This is a genomic window from Delftia sp. Cs1-4, from assembly GCF_000214395.1.
Classification (GTDB): Bacteria; Pseudomonadota; Gammaproteobacteria; order Burkholderiales; family Burkholderiaceae_C; genus Comamonas; species Comamonas acidovorans.
Genome location: NC_015563.1, coordinates 3,761,832 through 3,780,057 on the forward strand (window position 1 = coordinate 3,761,832; position 18,226 = coordinate 3,780,057).

13 protein-coding genes and 1 tRNA gene are annotated in these 18,226 nt (G+C 67.2%); 9 read left to right on the forward strand and 5 right to left on the reverse strand.

Going from position 1 to position 18,226, the window contains the following annotated elements; genetic code table 11:
* Positions 1-41 precede the first annotated feature (41 nt).
* From DELCS14_RS16475 to DELCS14_RS16515, 8 genes are all read left to right on the forward strand, one after another.
* A complete protein-coding gene (locus DELCS14_RS16475; protein ID WP_013802661.1) occupies positions 42-1,205 on the forward strand; it encodes an AI-2E family transporter in 1,164 nt (387 codons plus the stop codon).
* A gap of 358 nt (positions 1,206-1,563) precedes the next feature.
* The gene (gene fdnG, locus DELCS14_RS16485) at positions 1,564-4,629 is read left to right on the forward strand and encodes a formate dehydrogenase-N subunit alpha (RefSeq protein ID WP_157158287.1); all 3,066 of its coding nucleotides are present in this window, start codon (positions 1,564-1,566) and stop codon (positions 4,627-4,629) included.
* Between the two features lie 10 nt (positions 4,630-4,639).
* Positions 4,640-5,569, forward strand: coding sequence for a formate dehydrogenase subunit beta (fdxH, locus tag DELCS14_RS16490; RefSeq protein WP_012205325.1), 930 nt, complete (start codon positions 4,640-4,642; stop codon positions 5,567-5,569).
* On the forward strand, positions 5,566-6,192 hold the full coding sequence (locus DELCS14_RS16495; protein ID WP_012205324.1) for a formate dehydrogenase subunit gamma: 627 nt from the start codon (positions 5,566-5,568) through the stop codon (positions 6,190-6,192). The genes fdxH and DELCS14_RS16495 overlap by 4 nt, the downstream gene beginning before the upstream one ends.
* A 212-nt stretch (positions 6,193-6,404) precedes the next feature.
* A complete protein-coding gene (gene fdhE / locus DELCS14_RS16500) occupies positions 6,405-7,379 on the forward strand; it encodes a formate dehydrogenase accessory protein FdhE (RefSeq protein WP_013802663.1) in 975 nt (324 codons plus the stop codon).
* A gap of 14 nt (positions 7,380-7,393) precedes the next feature.
* Positions 7,394-8,860 carry an L-seryl-tRNA(Sec) selenium transferase gene (selA, locus tag DELCS14_RS16505; protein WP_013802664.1) on the forward strand — a complete coding sequence of 489 codons (1,467 nt, stop codon included), beginning with the start codon at positions 7,394-7,396 and terminating at the stop codon, positions 8,858-8,860.
* A 10-nt stretch (positions 8,861-8,870) separates the two neighbouring features.
* The gene (gene selB / locus DELCS14_RS16510) at positions 8,871-10,814 is read left to right on the forward strand and encodes a selenocysteine-specific translation elongation factor (RefSeq protein WP_013802665.1); all 1,944 of its coding nucleotides are present in this window, start codon (positions 8,871-8,873) and stop codon (positions 10,812-10,814) included.
* A gap of 181 nt (positions 10,815-10,995) precedes the next feature.
* A tRNA-Sec gene (locus DELCS14_RS16515) sits at positions 10,996-11,091 on the forward strand.
* A 32-nt stretch (positions 11,092-11,123) separates the two neighbouring features.
* Here DELCS14_RS16515 and DELCS14_RS16520 read toward each other — a convergent pair.
* The 4 genes from DELCS14_RS16520 to DELCS14_RS16535 form a co-directional block, all read right to left on the reverse strand.
* Positions 11,124-11,630: an OmpA family protein gene (locus tag DELCS14_RS16520; protein ID WP_013802666.1), complete on the reverse strand. Its 507-nt coding sequence runs from the start codon at positions 11,628-11,630 to the stop codon at positions 11,124-11,126.
* A 1-nt stretch (position 11,631) separates the two neighbouring features.
* Complete coding sequence (locus tag DELCS14_RS16525; RefSeq protein WP_013802667.1) at positions 11,632-12,861, reverse strand: sensor domain-containing diguanylate cyclase; 1,230 nt, start codon at positions 12,859-12,861, stop codon at positions 11,632-11,634.
* Positions 12,858-13,415 carry a YfiR family protein gene (locus tag DELCS14_RS16530; RefSeq protein ID WP_013802668.1) on the reverse strand — a complete coding sequence of 186 codons (558 nt, stop codon included), beginning with the start codon at positions 13,413-13,415 and terminating at the stop codon, positions 12,858-12,860. Before DELCS14_RS16530 ends, DELCS14_RS16525 begins: the two co-directional genes overlap by 4 nt.
* Positions 13,416-13,597: 182 nt before the next feature.
* The gene (locus DELCS14_RS16535) at positions 13,598-14,407 is read right to left on the reverse strand and encodes a GNAT family N-acetyltransferase (RefSeq protein ID WP_228676773.1); all 810 of its coding nucleotides are present in this window, start codon (positions 14,405-14,407) and stop codon (positions 13,598-13,600) included.
* 114 nt (positions 14,408-14,521) lie between these two features.
* Here DELCS14_RS16535 and selD point away from each other — a divergent pair, with 114 nt between their 5' ends.
* A complete protein-coding gene (selD, locus tag DELCS14_RS16540; protein WP_013802670.1) occupies positions 14,522-15,580 on the forward strand; it encodes a selenide, water dikinase SelD in 1,059 nt (352 codons plus the stop codon).
* 105 nt (positions 15,581-15,685) lie between these two features.
* Here selD and DELCS14_RS16545 read toward each other — a convergent pair whose 3' ends face one another.
* The gene (locus DELCS14_RS16545; RefSeq protein WP_013802671.1) at positions 15,686-18,136 is read right to left on the reverse strand and encodes a penicillin acylase family protein; all 2,451 of its coding nucleotides are present in this window, start codon (positions 18,134-18,136) and stop codon (positions 15,686-15,688) included.
* Positions 18,137-18,226 lie beyond the last annotated feature (90 nt).

The window sequence follows — 18,226 nt, forward strand, 5'->3', positions numbered from 1 at the left end:
GCAGTCGCGTACATTGGCGCATCTTCCGAACGGACCGACAGATGAACCTGCTGCCCTTACACAAACGCACTTTCATGCTGCTGCTGATCGCGGCGACCATAGGCTTCGGTGCCGTGCTCTGGGAATTCATGGGGGCCATCTTCTGGGGCGTCGCCCTGGCCATCCTGTTCTCGCCGCTGCACCGGCGCCTGCTGGCGCGCATGCCCCGGCGCACCAATCTCGCCGCCCTGTCCACCCTGCTGCTGTGCCTGGTCGTGGCCATCCTGCCGCTGGCGCTGATCGGCGCCTCCCTGGTGCGCGAGGCCTCGTTGATCTATGAGCGCGTCAACAGCGGCAACCTGGACGCGGGCACCTATCTGCAACAGATCATGGACGCCCTGCCCTCCTGGGTCACACCCTGGCTGGAGAGGTTGCACCTGGGTTCGCTGGCCGAGCTGCAGGACAAGCTGTCCAGCATCGCCATGCAGGCCTCCAAGCTGGCCGCCACCAAGGCGCTGGGCATAGGCCAGAACACGTTCGGCTTCCTGGTGGGCTTTTGCGTGATGCTGTATCTGCTGTTCTTCCTGCTGCGCGACGGCCGTGACCTGACCCAGCGCATCCGCATGGCGATTCCGCTGCAGGCCGACCACAAGGCCGAGCTGTCGAGCAAGTTCACCACCGTGATCCGTGCCACCGTCAAGGGGAACCTGGCCGTGGCGGCCGCCCAGGGCGCGCTGGGCGGGCTGATCTTCTGGATTCTGGGCATCCAGGGGCCCGTGCTGTGGGGCGTGGTGATGGCCTTCCTGTCGCTGCTGCCCGCCGTGGGCGCCGGCCTGATCTGGGCACCCGTGGCCATCTACTTCCTGGCCACCGGCGCCATGGGCAAGGGCCTGATCCTGATCGCCTACGGCGTGCTGGTGATCGGACTGGTGGACAACGTGCTGCGCCCCTTGCTGGTGGGCAAGGACACGAAGATGCCCGACTACATCGTGCTGATCTCGACGCTGGGCGGCATGGCTCTCTTCGGACTGACGGGTTTTGTGATAGGCCCCGTGATCGCGGCCCTGTTCATGGCGATCTGGGACATGTTCTCGCGCATGCAAGTGCAGGATGAGGAAAAGCGCAGCCAACTTGCCCAGGCAGGTTTGGCGCATGCTGAATATCAGACATCGGATGATATGGACCTCAAGCAAGCACCGCACGATCCGCGCCCGCCGGCACGCTGAGCCTGCTCCGGCCCCTCCCTCTGGACGAGGGCCGGAAATCCATTTTCAGGCATTCAATGGGTGCAAATGGATCGCATTCGCGCAATAGCCTGGATCCATCGACCTCATTCATCCACTCAATGAATGGCGGATTGATATAAAACAAAATGTCCGAAGCCCTGAATCCAGATAATCATTTCAACTGATGATCCCGCCGGGCGGCGCCCCGGCAAGCCCCGCGCAGCAAGGCCTGGCGTGGAGCTTGCGCGCGAATGCCGCACAGGACGACTCAGGATTAAGGGTTATTTCCCGGATTGATTCCGGGGTGCACTCGTAGAATTTGCTTACAAGCGTCAATTTCTATTAGAAGGTACCCCACATGGTCCAATTCTCCAGACGCCAGTTCATGAAAGTGACTGGTTCGACTCTGGCCGGATCCAGCCTGGCGTTGATGGGCTTCTCGCCCACTGCCGCCCTGGCTGAAGTGCGCCAGTTCAAGCTGGCCGCCACCACGGTCACCCGCCAGACCTGTACCTACTGTTCGGTAGGCTGCGGCATCCTGATGTATTCGCTGAGCGACGGCGCCAAGAACGCCAAGCTGTCGGTGATCCACGTCGAGGGCGATCCGGACCACCCCGTCAACCGCGGCACGCTGTGCCCCAAGGGCGCCTCGCTGCTGGACTTCGTCCACAGCCCGCACCGCCTGAAGTACCCCGAGTACCGCGCCCCCGGCTCCAACGAGTGGAAGCGCATGTCCTGGGACGAGGCGCTGACGCGCATCACCAAGCTGCTCAAGGACGATCGCGACGCGAACTTCGTCGAGCAAAACGACAAGGGCCAGACGGTGAACCGCTGGCTGACCACCGGCATGCTGGCCGCCTCGGCCTCCAGCAACGAAGCCGGTTACGTCACACACAAGGTTGCCCGTTCCTGGGGCCTGCTCGCACTCGATAACCAAGCACGTGTCTGACACGGCCCGACGGTGGCAGGTCTTGCCCCGACGTTTGGCCGTGGAGCGATGACGAACCATTGGGTCGACATCAAGAACGCGGACGTTATCCTGATCATGGGCGGCAATGCCGCTGAAGCACATCCCTGCGGTTTCAAGTGGGTGACCGAAGCGAAGGAGCACAACGGTGCGCACTTCATGGTGGTCGATCCGCGCTTCAACCGCTCCGCCTCCGTGGCCGATTTCTATGCCCCCATCCGGTCGGGCTCGGACATCGTGTTCCTGGGTGGCGTGATCAACTATCTGCTGACGAACGACAAGATCCATCACGAATACGTGAGGAACTACACCGACTTCTCGTACATCGTGAAGGAGGAGTTTGCGTTCGACGAAGGCATCTTCTCGGGCTACGACCCGCAGACACGCAAATACGACAAGTCCAGCTGGGACTATGAGCTCGACGCCGACGGCTACGTGAAGGTGGACGCCAGCCTGCAGCATCCGCGCTGCGTGTACCAATGGCTCAAGCGCCACTACGCCAGCTACACGCCCGAGAAGGTGGAGAGCGCCTGCGGCACGCCCAAGGAAAAGTTCCTGCACGTGTGCGAGAAGCTGGCATCGACCGCCGTGCCGGGTCGCGTCGCGACCATCCTGTACGCACTGGGCTGGACACAGCACACCACGGGCGCGCAGATCCTGCGCACGGGCGCCATGGTCCAGCTGCTGCTGGGCAATATCGGCGTGGCCGGTGGCGGCATGAACGCGCTGCGCGGGCACTCCAACATCCAGGGCCTGACGGACCTGGGCATCCTGTCGGCCTCGCTGCCCGGCTACCTGACGCTGCCCAACGAGGGCGAGCAGGACTACCAGAAGTACATCGACGCGCGCACGCCCAAGGCCATGCGCCCGGGCCAGATGAACTACTGGTCGAACACGCCCAAGTTCCACGTGAGCCTGATGAAGGCCTGGTGGGGACCGGCGGCCACGGCCGAGAACAACTGGGCCTTCAACTACCTGCCCAAGCTGGACAGGCAGTACGACATGCTGCAGGTGTTCGACCTGATGGCACAGGGCAAGATCAACGGCTACATCGCCCAGGGCTTCAACCCGCTGGCGGCCCTTGCGAACAGCAACAATGTGCGCGAAGGCCTCAAGAAGCTGAAGTTCCTGGTGATCATGGACCCGCTGGTCACCGAGACATCGGAGTTCTGGCAGAACCACGGCGAGTTCAACGACGTGGATCCGGCATCGATCCAGACCGAGGTGTTCCGCCTGCCCACGACCTGCTTTGCCGAGGAAGACGGCGCCGTCGTCAGCTCCTCGCGCGTGCTGCAGTGGCACTGGAAGGCGGCCGAGCCTCCGGGCGAGGCCAAGACCGACATCGCCATCATGTCGGCCCTGCACCTGCGCCTGAAGCAGGCCTATGAGAAGGACGGCGGCAAGTTCCCCGAGCCGATCACCAAGCTGTGGTGGCCCTACGCCCATGCCGATCATCCGACCTCGGAAGAGATCGCCAAGGAGTACAACGGCCGCGCCCTGGTGGACCTGTTCGACCCCAAGGACCCGACCAAGCTCATCCGCAAGGCCGGCGAGCAGCTGGCCGGCTTCGGCGAGATGCGCGACGACGGCACGACGATGGGCGGCTGCTGGATCTGGGCAGGCTGCTGGACCTCGTCCGGCAACCAGATGGCCCGGCGCGACAACAGCGACCCCACGGGCATCGGCAACACGCTGAACTGGGCCTGGGCCTGGCCGGCCAACCGCCGCGTGCTCTACAACCGCGCCTCCTGCGACCGCAACGGCCAGCCGTTCGATCCCAAGCGCACGCTGATCCGCTGGAACGGCAAGAACTGGGGCGGTGCCGACGTGCCCGACATGGGCCCGACCATGCCGCCGGAGACCACCGATCCGTTCATCATGAACCCCGAGGGCGTGGCGCGTTTCTTCTCCCGCAAGGGCATGAACGAGGGACCGTTCCCCACCCACTACGAGGCCTTTGACAACCCGCTGGGATACAACCCCATGTATCCCGACAACAAGCTGGCGGTCATCAACCCGGCCACGCGCATCTTCGACTCCGTCAAGGATTCGGCGGGCTCGCCCAGCGAGTTCCCGCACGTGGGCACGACGTACCGCCTGACCGAGCACTTCCACTACTGGACCAAGCACGTTCAGCTGAACAACATCGTTCAGCCCGAGCAGTTCGTGGAAATCGGCGAGGCGCTGGCCAAGGAACTGGGCATCGAGACCGGCCAGCATGTGAAGGTCAGCTCCAAGCGCGGCTTCGTCAAGGCAGCCGCCGTGGTGACCAAGCGCATCAAGCCCATGAAGATCGATGGCAAGACCATCCACCACGTGGGCGTGCCCATTCACTGGGGCTTCTCGTCGACGGGCCGCAAGGGCTACATGGCCAACAACCTGACGGCATCGGTGGGCGATGGCAACAGCCTTACCCCGGAATCCAAGACCTTCCTCGTGAAGGTGGAAAAGGTTTAAGGAGCAGCTGATGTCATCAACCATGTCTCTCGATATCAAGCGTCGCTCGGCCACGACGACGCCTGCTCCCAGTGCGCGCGAAACGCACAGCGGCGAGGTGGCCAAGCTCATCGATGTCTCCAAGTGCATCGGGTGCAAGGCCTGCCAGACCGCCTGCATGGAGTGGAACGACCTGCGCGACGAAATCGGAACCTGCGCGGCCGGCGTCTATGACAACCCGACCGATCTGACCGATCAGTCGTGGACCGTCATGCGCTTTACCGAGTACGAGAACGAAGCGACCGGCAACCTGGAGTGGCTGATCCGCAAGGACGGCTGCATGCACTGCGAGGACCCGGGCTGCCTGAAGGCCTGCCCCTCGCCGGGCGCCATCGTGCAGTACAGCAACGGCATCGTGGACTTCCAGCAGGACCAGTGCGTGGGCTGCGGCTACTGCGTCACGGGCTGCCCGTTCAACATCCCGCGCATCTCCAAGAAGGACCACAAGGCCTACAAGTGCACGCTGTGCTCGGACCGCGTGGCCGTCGGCCGCGAGCCGGCCTGTGTCAAGACCTGCCCCACCGGCGCCATCATGTTTGGCACCAAGGAGGCGATGAAGGACCAGGCCGAGCACCGCATCGGCGACCTCAAGCGGCGCGGCTATGCCGAGGCGGGCCTGTATGACCCGCAGGGCGTGGGCGGCACCCATGTGATGTACGTGCTGCATCACGCGGACAAGCCTTCGCTGTACAAGGGCCTGCCCGACGACCCGAAGATCAGCCCCATGGTGTCCCTGTGGAAGGGCGTTGCCAAGCCGCTGGCCATGGCCGCGCTGGGCGCAGCTGCCGTCGGCAGCCTGTTCCACTACATCACCAAGGGCCCGAACGACGTGTCCAAGGAACTGGAAGACGAAATGGACCGCAAGGACCAGGAAGCCGCTGAAAAGGAGGCCCGCCGATGAAACGCAATCCACGTGACCTGGTGCGCTACAACGCATCGGAGCGTGCCAACCACTGGGTGGTCGGCATCTGCTTCATCCTGCTGGCGCTGTCGGGCCTGGCATTCTTCCACCCGGCCTTCTTCCCGCTCACGCAGCTGTTCGGCGGCGGGCCGTGGACGCGCATCCTGCACCCCTACATCGGGGTGGTGATGGCGCTGTTCTTCATCATCATGGCGCTGCGCTTCTGGCGCCTGAACGTGGTCGAGCCGCGCGACATCGAGTGGCTCAAGAACGTCAACAAGATGATCGACGGCGACGACCACGACATGCCCGAGCAGGGCAAGTACAACGGCGGCCAGAAACTGCTGTTCTGGGGCCTGGTCATCGGCATGCTGGCGATCACCGTGACCGGCGCGCTCATGTGGCGCGCCTGGTGGACGCTGCCCGTCAACGTGGTGCGCGCCGCCTCGGTGGTGCATGCCATTGCGGGCGTGTGGATGATCGGCCTGATCATCATGCACGTGTACGCGGCCATCTGGACCCGGGGCACCATCCGCGCCATGCTGTACGGCACGGTGACGCGGGCCTGGGCCAAGCAGCACCACCGGGGGTGGTATCGCAAGATGACCGGAGACAACGACTGAGCCCCCTGAGCGGCTGCGCCGCTTCCCCCTCTCGCTTCGCGGGGGGGACGGCACCCTCGGTGCGGGGCGGCCCTTCCTCGGTGCCCCTGCTCTGGGGCACGCCGGTTTCATAGGCCAAGGACAATGCGGAACCCCGTGTTAGCCTTTCGCCTGAAGCCACCAGCCGCCCGGCGTCCCTGGACGCTGGGCGATTGTCTTTTTGGAACATTCCAATGCAACGCATTCTTCAACCCGGCGATATCGAGTCGCTGGATCACACCAGTTTTCCGCGCGTGCTGCTGCCGCAGTTGCCGGGGCTGTTCGTCGAGCGGGCGGCGCGGCTGCGGCAGCTGGCCGAGGGCAATCCGATTGCCGATTACCTGCGGTTCGTGGCGCAGATCGTGGACGCGCAGGGCAAGGCGGCCGGGCAGTTGACGCTGGCCGAGCCCGATGCGGCGCTGATCGCGCGGGCGCAGGAGCATTCGATGCCGCTGCTGCCTGCCGCCGACCATATCGATCCCGCCTGGCACGGTGTGCTGGACCGCATGCTCGATGCCCTGTCGGGCGCCGATGGCCTGCCTGCGCCGCTGCAGCCGCTGCTGCAGGAGCTGCGCGCGCTGGACACGGCCGGGCGTGACGAGATCGCGCAGCGGCTGCTGCAAAAGGAAGTGGCGGCCCGCCACGTGGGCATGGCGCCTTTTGTGATGGCTGCGCTGCAGGTGGTGTTTGCCACGCGCGCCAGCGGCCTGAGCGCACGCGACGTGCCCTATACCGATCCCGCCTCGATCTGCCCCGTCTGCGCCAGCGAGCCCGTGGCCAGCGTGCTGCGCATTGGCGGCAAGGCCGCAGGCCACCGCTACCTGCACTGCGGCACCTGCTGCACGGAGTGGCACATGGTGCGCGTCAAGTGCTCCCACTGCGAGTCGACCAAGGGTGTCGAGTACCAGGGCATCGATGGCGCAGGCGATACCGTGCTGGCCGAGACCTGCGAGGAATGCGGCAGCTACCGCAAGGTGGTCAACCAGGAAAAGGACCCGATGGCCGAGCCCCTGGCCGACGACCTGGCCTCGCTGATGCTGGACCTGCTGATGGGCGAGGAGACTCGCTTTCAGCGCGCCAGCGCCAATCCCCTGCTCTACGTGGCCTTTGCCGAGGAGCAGGATGAGGCCGGCGACGCGCTGATCGACCCCGCCACGCCTGCTGCCTGAACCTTTCGCACGCCATGACCGATACCGCCGCCACCTCTGCCGCATCCCCTGCCGCCTCCCCTGCCCCGTCCGCGCTGCGCCTGCCTGCCGTGGACAAGGTGCTGCTGAGCACCGACATGCTCGCGCTGCGCGAGCGCCACGGCCTCGATGCCTGCACCCAGGCCGTGCGCGAATCCCTGGCGCAGATGCGAGCCGATGCGCAGGAGCGGCTGCGGTCGGGCGAGCCCGATGCAGGCGCGCCCGGCATCACTGAGGTGGTCCAGGCGGCCGGCCTGCGCCTGGCGCGGCGCTTTGCGCCCCGGCTGCGCACGGTCTTCAACCTCACGGGCACGGTGCTGCACACCAACCTGGGCCGCGCCCTGCTGCCGCAGGAGGCGGTGGACGCCGTGGTGGCCGCCATGACGGCGCCGGCCAACCTGGAGTACGACCTGGAAGACGGCGGCCGTGGCGACCGCGACGACCTGATCGAATCCCTGGTCTGCGAACTCACGGGTGCCGAGGCCTGCACCGTCGTCAACAACAATGCCGCCGCCGTGCTGCTGACCCTGGCCACGCTGGCGGCCGGGCGCGAGGTCATCGTCTCGCGCGGCGAGCTGGTGGAGATCGGCGGCGCCTTCCGCATTCCCGACGTGATGACGCGCGCAGGCGCCACCCTGGTCGAGGTGGGCACCACCAACCGCACCCATGCGCGCGACTACGAAGGCGCTGTCGGCGAACATACCGGCCTGCTCATGAAGGTGCATTGCAGCAACTACGCCATCACCGGCTTCACCAAGGCCGTGAGCGACGCGGAGGTGGCATCCATTGCCCATGCGCACGGCCTGCAGATGGTTGTGGACCTGGGCAGCGGCACCCTGGTCGATCTGCGCGAATGGGGCCTGCCCTACGAGGTCACGGTGCGCGAGACCATCGAGTCGGGCGCCGACATCGTCACCTTCAGCGGCGACAAGCTGCTGGGCGGCCCGCAGGCCGGCCTGATCGTGGGCCGCAAGGACCTGATCGCCCGCATCAAGAAACACCCGCTCAAGCGCGCACTGCGCGTGAGCAAGCTCACCCTGGCCGCGCTGGAGCCCACGCTGCGCCTGTACCTGCACCCCGAAAAGCTGGCCGAGCGCCTGACCACGCTGCGCCTGTTCACGCGCCCCCAGGCCGACATGCAGGCCCGCGCGCAGGCGCTGCAGCCGCTGGTGCAGCAGGCGCTGGGCAGCCGCTACGTGGTGGAAACCGCCGAGATGAACAGCCAGATCGGCAGCGGCGCCCTGCCCGTGGAAAACCTGCCCAGCTGGGGCCTGCGCCTGCATCCGGCCGACGGACGCCAGGCCGGCCGCCAGCTCGCCCGGCTTGAAGCAAGCCTGCGCCGCCTGCCCCGCCCCGTCATCGGCCGGCTGCATGAAGACGCGCTGTGGCTGGACCTGCGCTGCCTGGAGGCAGCCGACGAGCCTGCCTTCACCGAACAGCTGCCGCTGCTGCACATCGCCTGAGGACGAACGCATGATCATCGGCACCGCCGGCCACATCGACCACGGCAAGACCACCCTGGTGCGCGCGCTCACGGGCGTGGACACCGACCGCCTCAAGGAAGAGAAGGCGCGCGGCATCTCCATCGAGCTGGGCTATGCCTACACGCCGCTGCCCAATGGCGAGGTGCTGGGCATCATCGACGTGCCGGGCCACGAAAAGTTCGTGCACACCATGGCCGCAGGCGCCGTGGGCATAGACCATGCCCTGCTGGTGGTGGCGGCCGACGACGGCGTCATGCCGCAGACGCGCGAGCACCTGGACATCCTGCAGCTGCTGGGCGTGCGCGAAGCCACCGTGGCACTGACCAAGGCCGACCGCGCCACGCCCGAGCGGCTGCAGCAGGTGCGGGCCGAGATCGGGGCCCTGCTGGCCCCCACGCCACTGGCCGGCGCGCCGGTCTTCCCTACTGCGGCAGCCCTGCCTGACGACGCAGGCGTGGCGCAGCTGCGCGAGCACCTCATGGCGCGCGCCCAGTCCATTCCCGCGCGGGCCAGCGACGGGCTGTTCCGCCTGGCCGTGGACCGCAGCTTCACGCTGCCGGGCCAGGGCACCGTGGTCACGGGCACCGTGTTCGGCGGGCAGGTGAAGGTGGGCGACACGCTGGTGCACTCGGCCTCGGGCACCGAGGTGCGCGTGCGCAGCCTGCATGCCCAGAACCAGGCCAGCGAACAGGGCCTGGCCGGCCAGCGCTGCGCGCTCAACCTGTCGGGCATTGCCAAGGAAGCCATCACGCGCGGCGACTGGATCGCCGACGCACGGCTGCTGCAGGCCAGCGACCGGATCGACGTGCGCCTGCAACTGCTGGCCGATGCGCCATCACTGGCCCAATGGACGCCTGTGCATGTGCACATCGGTACGGCGCGCTGCACGGCCCACGTGGCCCTGCTGCAGGACCAGCCGCTGGGCCCGGGCGAACAGGCCATCGTCCAACTGGTGCTGGACATGCCCGTACATGCCCAACCCGGCGACCGGCTCATCGTGCGCAATGCCCAGGCCAGCCGCACCATTGCCGGCGGCAGCGTCATCGATCCCTTTGCACCCGCACGCAAGCGCCGCAGCCCCGAGCGCACGGCCTATCTGCAGGCGCTGGAATCGCTGATTGCCACTGGGGACGCCAGCGCGCTGGTGCAAGGCGCGGCGCACGGCATTGCCACGTCGCAGCTCATGCGCCTGACGGGCCGCGCATCGGTGGCCACGGATGCCCGCCTGCACCGCCTCCCCCTGGCCGAGGGCGATACGCTGCTGCTGGGCGAGGCACGCTTGCAGCAACTGCGCAACCAGGTGCTGGACAGCATGGCGCGCTTCCACGACAAAAGCCCCGACGAGCCCGGCGTGAACGCCGCACGCCTGCGCCGCATGGCACTGTCGGGCCTGGTACATGCAGGGCATGACGCGCTGTGGAAGGGCCTGCTGCAAGCCCTGCTGCAGGACGGCAGCCTGGCCGCCAGCGGCGCCTGGCTGCACCTGCCCGGCCACAGCGTGCAGCTGTCGGACAGTGAAAAGCAGATCGCCCAGAAACTGCTGCCGGCCATCGAGGCCGGCCGCTACGACCCGCCCTGGGTGCGCGACCTGGCCCGCGACAGCGCCACCGGCGAGGAAACCGTGCGCCAGCTGCTGCGCAAGCTCGCACGCCAGGGCCAATTGTTCCAAGTCACCAAGGACCTGTTCTACACGGCAGCCCGCATGGACGAACTCGCAGCCCTGGTCCGCGAACTGGCCTGCTCCACCCCCAACGCCGAAATCCAGGCCCACGCCTTCCGCGACGCCACCGGCCTGGGCCGCAAACGCGCCATCCAGATCCTCGAATTCTTCGACCGCATCGGCTACACCCGCCGCCTGCGCGACGCCCACCTGCTGCGCCCCGATGTGCAGTGGACCACTGGCGGAAATTCGCTCACCCCAGCCAAAAGCTGAGCCATGACGCTCCCATGGGACCGCTACAATAGCCGGCTTTGGGCATAGCACCTGCAATGGCGCGGCCCAACCCAGGGACGCCGAGCAAGAGCCGCCTCGCGGCGATGGCGTCGTCCCCCTCCCGCGCAGCGAGAGAGGGGGAAGCGGCGCCAGCCGCTCAGGGGGTGCCCAACATCCAGAAGGAAAGCATACGCACCCGGTGGTGCGCCCGGGCTTCAAACCCGGTCAGGGGCGTCAGCCGCTCCTGGGTAGGTTCGACTCCTGCTGCTTTCCGCCAATCCCCCGACTCTGATTCCAGCCAGGTTACGGCTATTGCAAGGGCACGACGATGGCCACGCGGCGGTTCTCCGCCGCATCGCTGGGCACCACGGGCATGGCGCGGCCCAGACCCTTGACCTCGATATCCTGGCGCGCCAGGCCAGCTTCGGCCAGCACATCGGCCACGGCCTCTGCACGGCGCAGCGAAAGGCGCATGTTGTAGGCATCGCTGCCGCGATCGTCCGTATGGCCTTCCACGCGCAGCCGCTCTATGCCCACGCCCTTGAGGGCACGGCCCAGCTCCAGCACCTTGGTGCGCGCCTGGGCGCCGACTTCGGCCGAATCAAAGCCGAACAGCAGCTTGCCCGACATCTGCAGCTCCCAGCCCTGGTCTGCCTGCGCAAAACCCTGGCTGCGCAGCAACTGCTGCTGTTCTTCGGTCAGCCCCGGCGCCTTGGCCGGCGCCTGCGGCACCGTCTGGCAACCGACCAGCGCAAGGGCCAGCACTGCGGCCGCACCTGCGCCGCACATCCGGATCCAGCTCCGTCGTTTCAACATGTCATCCTCCTGTGATTCGTTCGGCCTGGCGCATGGCCTTGGCCTGGTACATGGCCTGGTCTGCATGGCGCATCAGCGTCTCCATGCTCTGGCCATGCTTGGGAAAAAGGGCGACGCCCGCGCTGACCGAAGGCTGCAGCACCACGCCGTCGCCAACGACCAGGGGCTCGCGCATGGCGGCCTCTATCTTGTCCTGCACCATCTGCGCATCGCCACCGCCGCCGATGGGATAGAGCAGGATGGCGAATTCGTCGCCACCCAGGCGGGCGACCAGATCGGTCTCGCGCACCTGCGAGCGCAGCCGAGCACCCACCGCCTTGAGCAGCACATCGCCCACGGCATGGCCGTAGGCATCGTTGACCTGCTTGAAGCGGTCGTTGTCCAGAAACAGCACGGCCAGCTTCTGCCCGCTCTCCGCCGCACTGTCCAGCGCCTGCTGCAGTCGCTGCTCGAAATGCAGGCGGTTGGCCAGCCCCGTGAGGCTGTCGCGCGAAGCCTGTCGCTCCAGGGCCGAATTTTGCTGCTGCAGCCGCTCATGGCGCGTCTGCAGCTCGGCCAGCAGTGCGTTGAAGTTGTCGCCCAACTCGCGCAGCTCGGCAATGCGCGCCAGCGGCACGCGCTGGTCCATGGATCGGTCATGGCGCACGGCCCTGGCCACGCGCGCCAGCTGCTGCAGCGGCTCGGCAATGTCGCGCAGCATGCGGCGCGACTGGCGCAGGCCCACATAGCCGCTGACACCCACGCACAGCACCAGCACGATGAAACCTGCGCCCAGGAAGCGGACCAGGCCCACGCCATCGCTGGCCAGTTGCACACTGCCGACCAGCCTGCCGTCCTGGCGCACATCGGCCTCGGCGCGCGGCAGGCCAATGCCCACGGCCAGCAGCTCCCCGATGCTGGACAGCGCCGAGCCACCATGGCCCGACCACCGCACGAACGGGCGGCCCTCGGCATCGAAGACCTCGGCGTGGGCCACGCCTTCGCCACGCAGCAGCTGGTCCAGCACGCGGGCGGCCTCGTCGCGGTCACCGAAGACCAGCGATGCCTCGACCGTATAGGCCAGCGAACGGGCCACCAGATGCAGGTTGTTGGACAGGTACAGGCGCAGGGTGGCCACGCCGACGATGAGCAGCAGCGCCCCCGCCAGCGCGATGGCCACCGCCGCCATGCGCAGGTGCGCGCGGCGGATCACGTTGCGCAGGGACGCATTGCCGGACAGGGACAACTTCATGGCAAGGTCCTGTGGCGCGCCAGTTGCAGCACCTTGGGATTGACACGCAGGCCGCTGCGGGCCACGGAGTCGAGGCTGACCTCGAAGCCCGCGCCCTCGCCACGGCGGCGCAGGCAGAACATGGCGCCGATGCGGCACAGCTCGCCCCGCTCGCTGATGGTCAGCAGCGGCCGCCCGGCCAGTTGCTCCATGAGCTTGCGCCAGGCCGCCTCATCGAGCTGGCCGGCATAGATGCCCTCGCATTCGACCAGGGCGCGCGCATCGACGGGCACCACGCGCCGCACCTCCAGCCGCTGGCTGCCCACGGTCTGCGGGGCGCCATTGAGCAGGTCGTCGGCATATTCGGTGGAGCCCACCACGCACAGCCGCAGCACGGGGCTTTCCGTGGGCCAGCGCGTGTAGCCCAGGATGCCTACGACGGTGCGGGTCACCCCCAGCTCATGCTCATCGGCCGCCGGCTCCGCATGTGCCTGCCCCACCAGCCCGGCCTGCAAGGCCAGCAAGCCCACGACCAGCCAGGCCCGGGCAGACAGGCCTTTGATCCTGCAATCCATGCCCCACCTGCGGTGTGTGTGATGTATGCGATGTGTGCGAGCTGCCAACCAAGGCTCCTTGAACGGAATATCCATGCATTGCGCCACTCTGGCGCACTGAAGCATTTTTTCACATATCGACCCCATCGGGCCGCCGGGACTGTCACGCCGGGGCGCCCGTGATGGGCCAATGCGGCAACACATCAAAGCGCAGAGGCAGGCAGCCGGTAGTGATAGCCGTAGAGCGCCTGAAAGCCCAGGCTTTCATACAGCCCGCGCGCCACCATGTTGGGCGCACGCACCTGCAGTTCGGCCCATTGCGCTCCCTGCGTCTGCCCCCAGTGCATCAGGCCATGCACCAGCGCCCGGCCCAGTCCCTGGCCGCGCAGCGCAGGCGTGATGACGATGTCATACAGGCCCACGCAGCCGCGCTCCACGACGGCCAGGCCAAACCCGGCCACCTCGCCGCCCGCTCCACCGCCCACTTGCAGCGAAGCAAATGCGGCGGGCCAGGCAATGGACTGCAGCATATGGTGGTGCGCCTGCCTGTGCTGCTCCGGCACGGCGCCGGCCTCGGCAAAGCCCTGCAGCCAGGCCGTGCCAGGCTGGGCTTGAATGGCAAGGGTCCAGCCCTGGTCGTTCGCTGGCGGCGCCATGTCCGTCAATGCGGCACGCATCACCAGGGAAGGGTCGGCCAGCAGGTAGCCGGCCTGCGCCAGCTGCGCATCCGCATCGGGACTTGCCAGGGGCGAGAGGCGAAAGATGGCAGGCAGGCCCTGGCGCTCGTAGAAGGCCTCGATCTGCGGCAGCAAGGCGCCAAGGCGGGCGCCGGGCTGCTGGGCATTGGCCGAGTTGGCGCGCTTGGTATGGCCCTGCGCGACGCGCAGCAGCCAGTCGCCGCAGAGCACGGTGCGCTGGGCCGGCCAGGCGTTGAAGCCGCGCTGCTCCACGCCCACCACCGTCTCGGGATCGCATTCCACGGATGCGCGGTCATGAGTGAAAGACTTGGACATGCCCGCTTGTACCATGGCCGCCCGCCGTGCCCGCCCATAATATGGCGCGCCGCCGCGCTGGCGGCAGGCACTCTTTCCCACTACTGCGATCGCCGCCGATCGCCGGATTGCTCCATGACCACAGACACCTCCCAAGCCCCCCGACTCACCTCGCTGTCCCATGGCGGCGGCTGCGGCTGCAAGATCGCGCCGGGCCTGCTGGCGGAGCTGATCGGCAAGAGCGCGCTGCCCAAGCAGTTCTTCCCGGACCTGCTGGTGGGCACGGAGACCGCCGACGACGCCGCCGTCTACCGCATCAACGACGAGCAGGCCATCGTGGCGACCACGGACTTCTTCATGCCCATCGTGGACGACCCGTATGACTTCGGCCGCATCGCCGCGACGAATGCGCTGTCCGACATCTACGCCATGGGCGGCCAGCCCCTGATGGCCCTGGCCATCGTGGGCATGCCCATCAATGTGCTGCCGCACGACACCATTGCCAAGATCCTGGAAGGCGGCGAATCGGTCTGCCGCGATGCCGGCATTCCGCTGGCCGGGGGCCACTCCATCGATTCGGTCGAGCCCATCTACGGCCTGGTCGGCATAGGCATCGTCAACCCCCGCCAGATGAAGCGCAATGCCGACGCCCAGGCCGGCGACGTGCTGATCCTGGGCAAGCCGCTGGGCGTGGGCATTCTGTCGGCCGCACTCAAGAAGAACCTGCTGGACGAGGCCGGCTACCGCGCCATGGTGGAAGCAACCACCCTGCTCAACCGCCCCGGTACGGCGCTGGGCAAGATGGACGGCGTGCACGCGCTGACCGATGTGACGGGCTTCGGCCTGCTGGGCCACGGCCTGGAACTGGCACGCGGCGCGGGCCTGACGGCACGCATCGACAGCCGCAGCCTGCCCGTGCTGCCCACGGTGCAGGGCTTTGCCGAGCAGGGCGTCATCACGGGCGCCTCGGGCCGCAACTGGGCCTCGTATGGCGCGCAGGTTGCGCTGGGCGCCGGCATCACCGATGCGCAGCGCGCGCTGCTGACCGATCCGCAGACCTCGGGCGGCCTGCTCGTGTCCTGCGCGCCGGATGTTGCCGATCAGGTGCTTGCACTGTTTGCCGAGCAGGGCTTTGGCAGTGCCGCCATCGTCGGCCGCATGGAGGCGGGCGAGCCGCGCGTCATCGTGGACTGACGGCCAGCGCATTCCAAAAGCAACGGGGGCCTCGGCCCCCGTTGCTTTTGCACTCCCGGCGAGCCGCCAGCGAACCGGCGGCCCGTCACCGGGTCACAGGTTGCTTCACTCGCTCACGGTCTGCGTCTTGTAGGTCGGGCTGGCCTGAATGGCGCTGTCGGTGAACGGCAGCTTGAGCCATTGGCGGGCGCCGTAGGCCTTGGTGTAGTCCACGTAGTGGGCCGAGGCCGGGTCGTCCGACAGCGAGAAGGTCAGGAAGGTATGGGCCTCCACACCGGCCGACGGGAAGCTCACCACCTGCATGTAGCTGTTGCCGTGCGGCTGTCCATCCATGCTGTAGCCGCCCTGCTCTATCTTGTTTTCCGAGCAGGTGATGGTGAAGTAGCCCACCTCGCCGCAGCCGCCATACAGCGCGATCTTGTCGCCGCCGCGCTGCGAGAACAGCACGGTGCCGCGCGCCGCATCCATGGCAAAGCCGCTGGCCTGCACGGCCTTCACTGCTTCGGCGAACGCCTTTTGCAGCGCCGCCTTGGCAGTGGGCTTGATGCCACGCGGCGTGTTGACGGGGTCGGCCGCATCGAAGGGCACGGCATACAGGTCGGCCGATTTGATCTGGCTGGCCACGCGCTTCCAGAACTCATCCCAGACATGGGAACCCCTGGATGCCGCCGTGCCCGTGCCGTCCCAGGCCTGCAGCGCCGTGCAGGCAGCCGATACGTCCACCGTTTCACCCGCCGAGGACACGGGGCCTGGACAGACCTGGGCCAATGCCTCGTCCTTGAAGCGCGCGCTGTAGACACGGCTGTCCAGCACCATCTGGCGAACGATGTCGCTGGTGGCCAGCTTGCCCGGATAGCCGTCCGTGCCCGCCAGCCGCTGCAGCGCCATGGTGTGGCCCATGCGCGTGCGCAGGCTCTGGGCCGACGAAGTGGATCCGAAGATGGCCGGATAGCCGGTCAGCGGCGCCGAGGCATTGGACAGCCAGTAGCTGTCGTTCATGTTGCCCACGTAGTCGCTGCGCAGCAAATTGGGCATACGCGCGGGGCCGATGGCACCCGCCTGCACCGAATCCGCATCCGAACTCCAGTCGCACTGGCTGCTGCCACCGGCCAGCACCGGCACCTGGGGCAGCGCCGCGTTGATGGCGGCCGAGGCGGGCGTGGCACAGGCCTGCAATTGCGCGGGCGGCACGTTGGGCACGGCGCCTATGTCGGCATACCAGACCTGGGCATTGCCGCGCCCTGCGGCCACGGTGTTGACCCAGGGAATGGCCGACTCCTCCTTCTGGATGCGGATGAACTCGTCCAGCGACCTGGCCTGGTTCCAGCGCAGCCAGTTGCGGAAGGTGCGGTAGTTGTAGGCGTTGATGTCGCGGATGGCGAACACGCTCTGCGTGGTCCAGCCCAGCGCCGGGTCCATGGCGCCCAGGTTGACCACCGGGCCGTGCACGGTCTTGTACAGCGTGCGCGTGACCTGGTCCTGCCCGCCGGAGGCATTGCGCACGCTCACGGTGATCTTGCTGGCCTGCATGGCCTCGGTCTTGCCGTCACGCACATAGCGGGTCGGATCATTGGGCGCCAGCTGGTACATGAACAGGCCGAAGCGCCGCGCCGTGGACACGGTATGGCTCCAGGCCACGTCGTTGTTGAAGCCGATCAGCACCATCGGGATGCCCAGAAAGCTGGCGCCACTGACATCGATCTCGCCGGGAATCGTGAGCTGCGATTGATAGAAGCGGTCCGGCCCCTTCCAGTACCAGTGCGGATTGCCGAACAGCACGCTGCTGCCGCCGCCCGTGGCCTGCTGGCCAAAGCCGTACATGTTGCTGCCGATGCCCGTGGTGCCGCCCACCTGGAACGATGGCGCCACCACCTGCCCCGGCTTGAGCGCGGCCAGCTGTGTCGCGGCCAGCCGGGCCTTCGCCTGCTTGGCCGAGGCCGTTGCTGCCGCAGCCGCTGCAGGTGGCACGGCATTGGCGATCTGGGCGACGAAATTGCTGTAGCCGCCGGCCAGATTGGCCGTGTACATGCGCCGCCAGATGTCCTGCGCGGTAATGGCCTGCACCCAAGGCTGGCCCGCGCAGGCCGCATTGGTCTTGGCCCCGGCCGGGGTCTCGCGCACCACGCGGTTGTAGCCGGCCACGAAGCCATCGACCAGTTGCTTGAGCTTGTCCGGCTGGGCCTGGATCATGGCGGCCACGGCGTCATCGGAGACGACATGGCGGAAGAAGAAGTCCGAGTCGAGATTGCGCGGCCGGTCGATGGTGCTGTCGTAGACGGCCTGGGCATCGCCGCCCAGGTAGCGCGAGCGCTCCCCGCGGTACGTCAGGAAGGAGTCGGCCATGGTGCACAGGTTGTCCTGCGCCTGGGCATAGCCGGCGCCATAGCCCAGGCCCGTCCAGTCCTTGGCCTTGATGTGCGGAATGCCCATTTCCGTGCGGCGGATCTCCGCGCTGTACTTGCTGCTGGAGCCGTCGCCCGAACCGCCGCAGGCCGCCAAGGCGGCCAGGCAAATCAATGACAGGGGCTTCCATCCACTGCGAACCGCTGGGTACATGCTTTGTCTCCTGGTGTTATGCGTACACAAAGAAAGGCCCCCTGTTTGTACGGGGGCCCACAACAGCATAGGAGGGCCGCAAGGGACTGC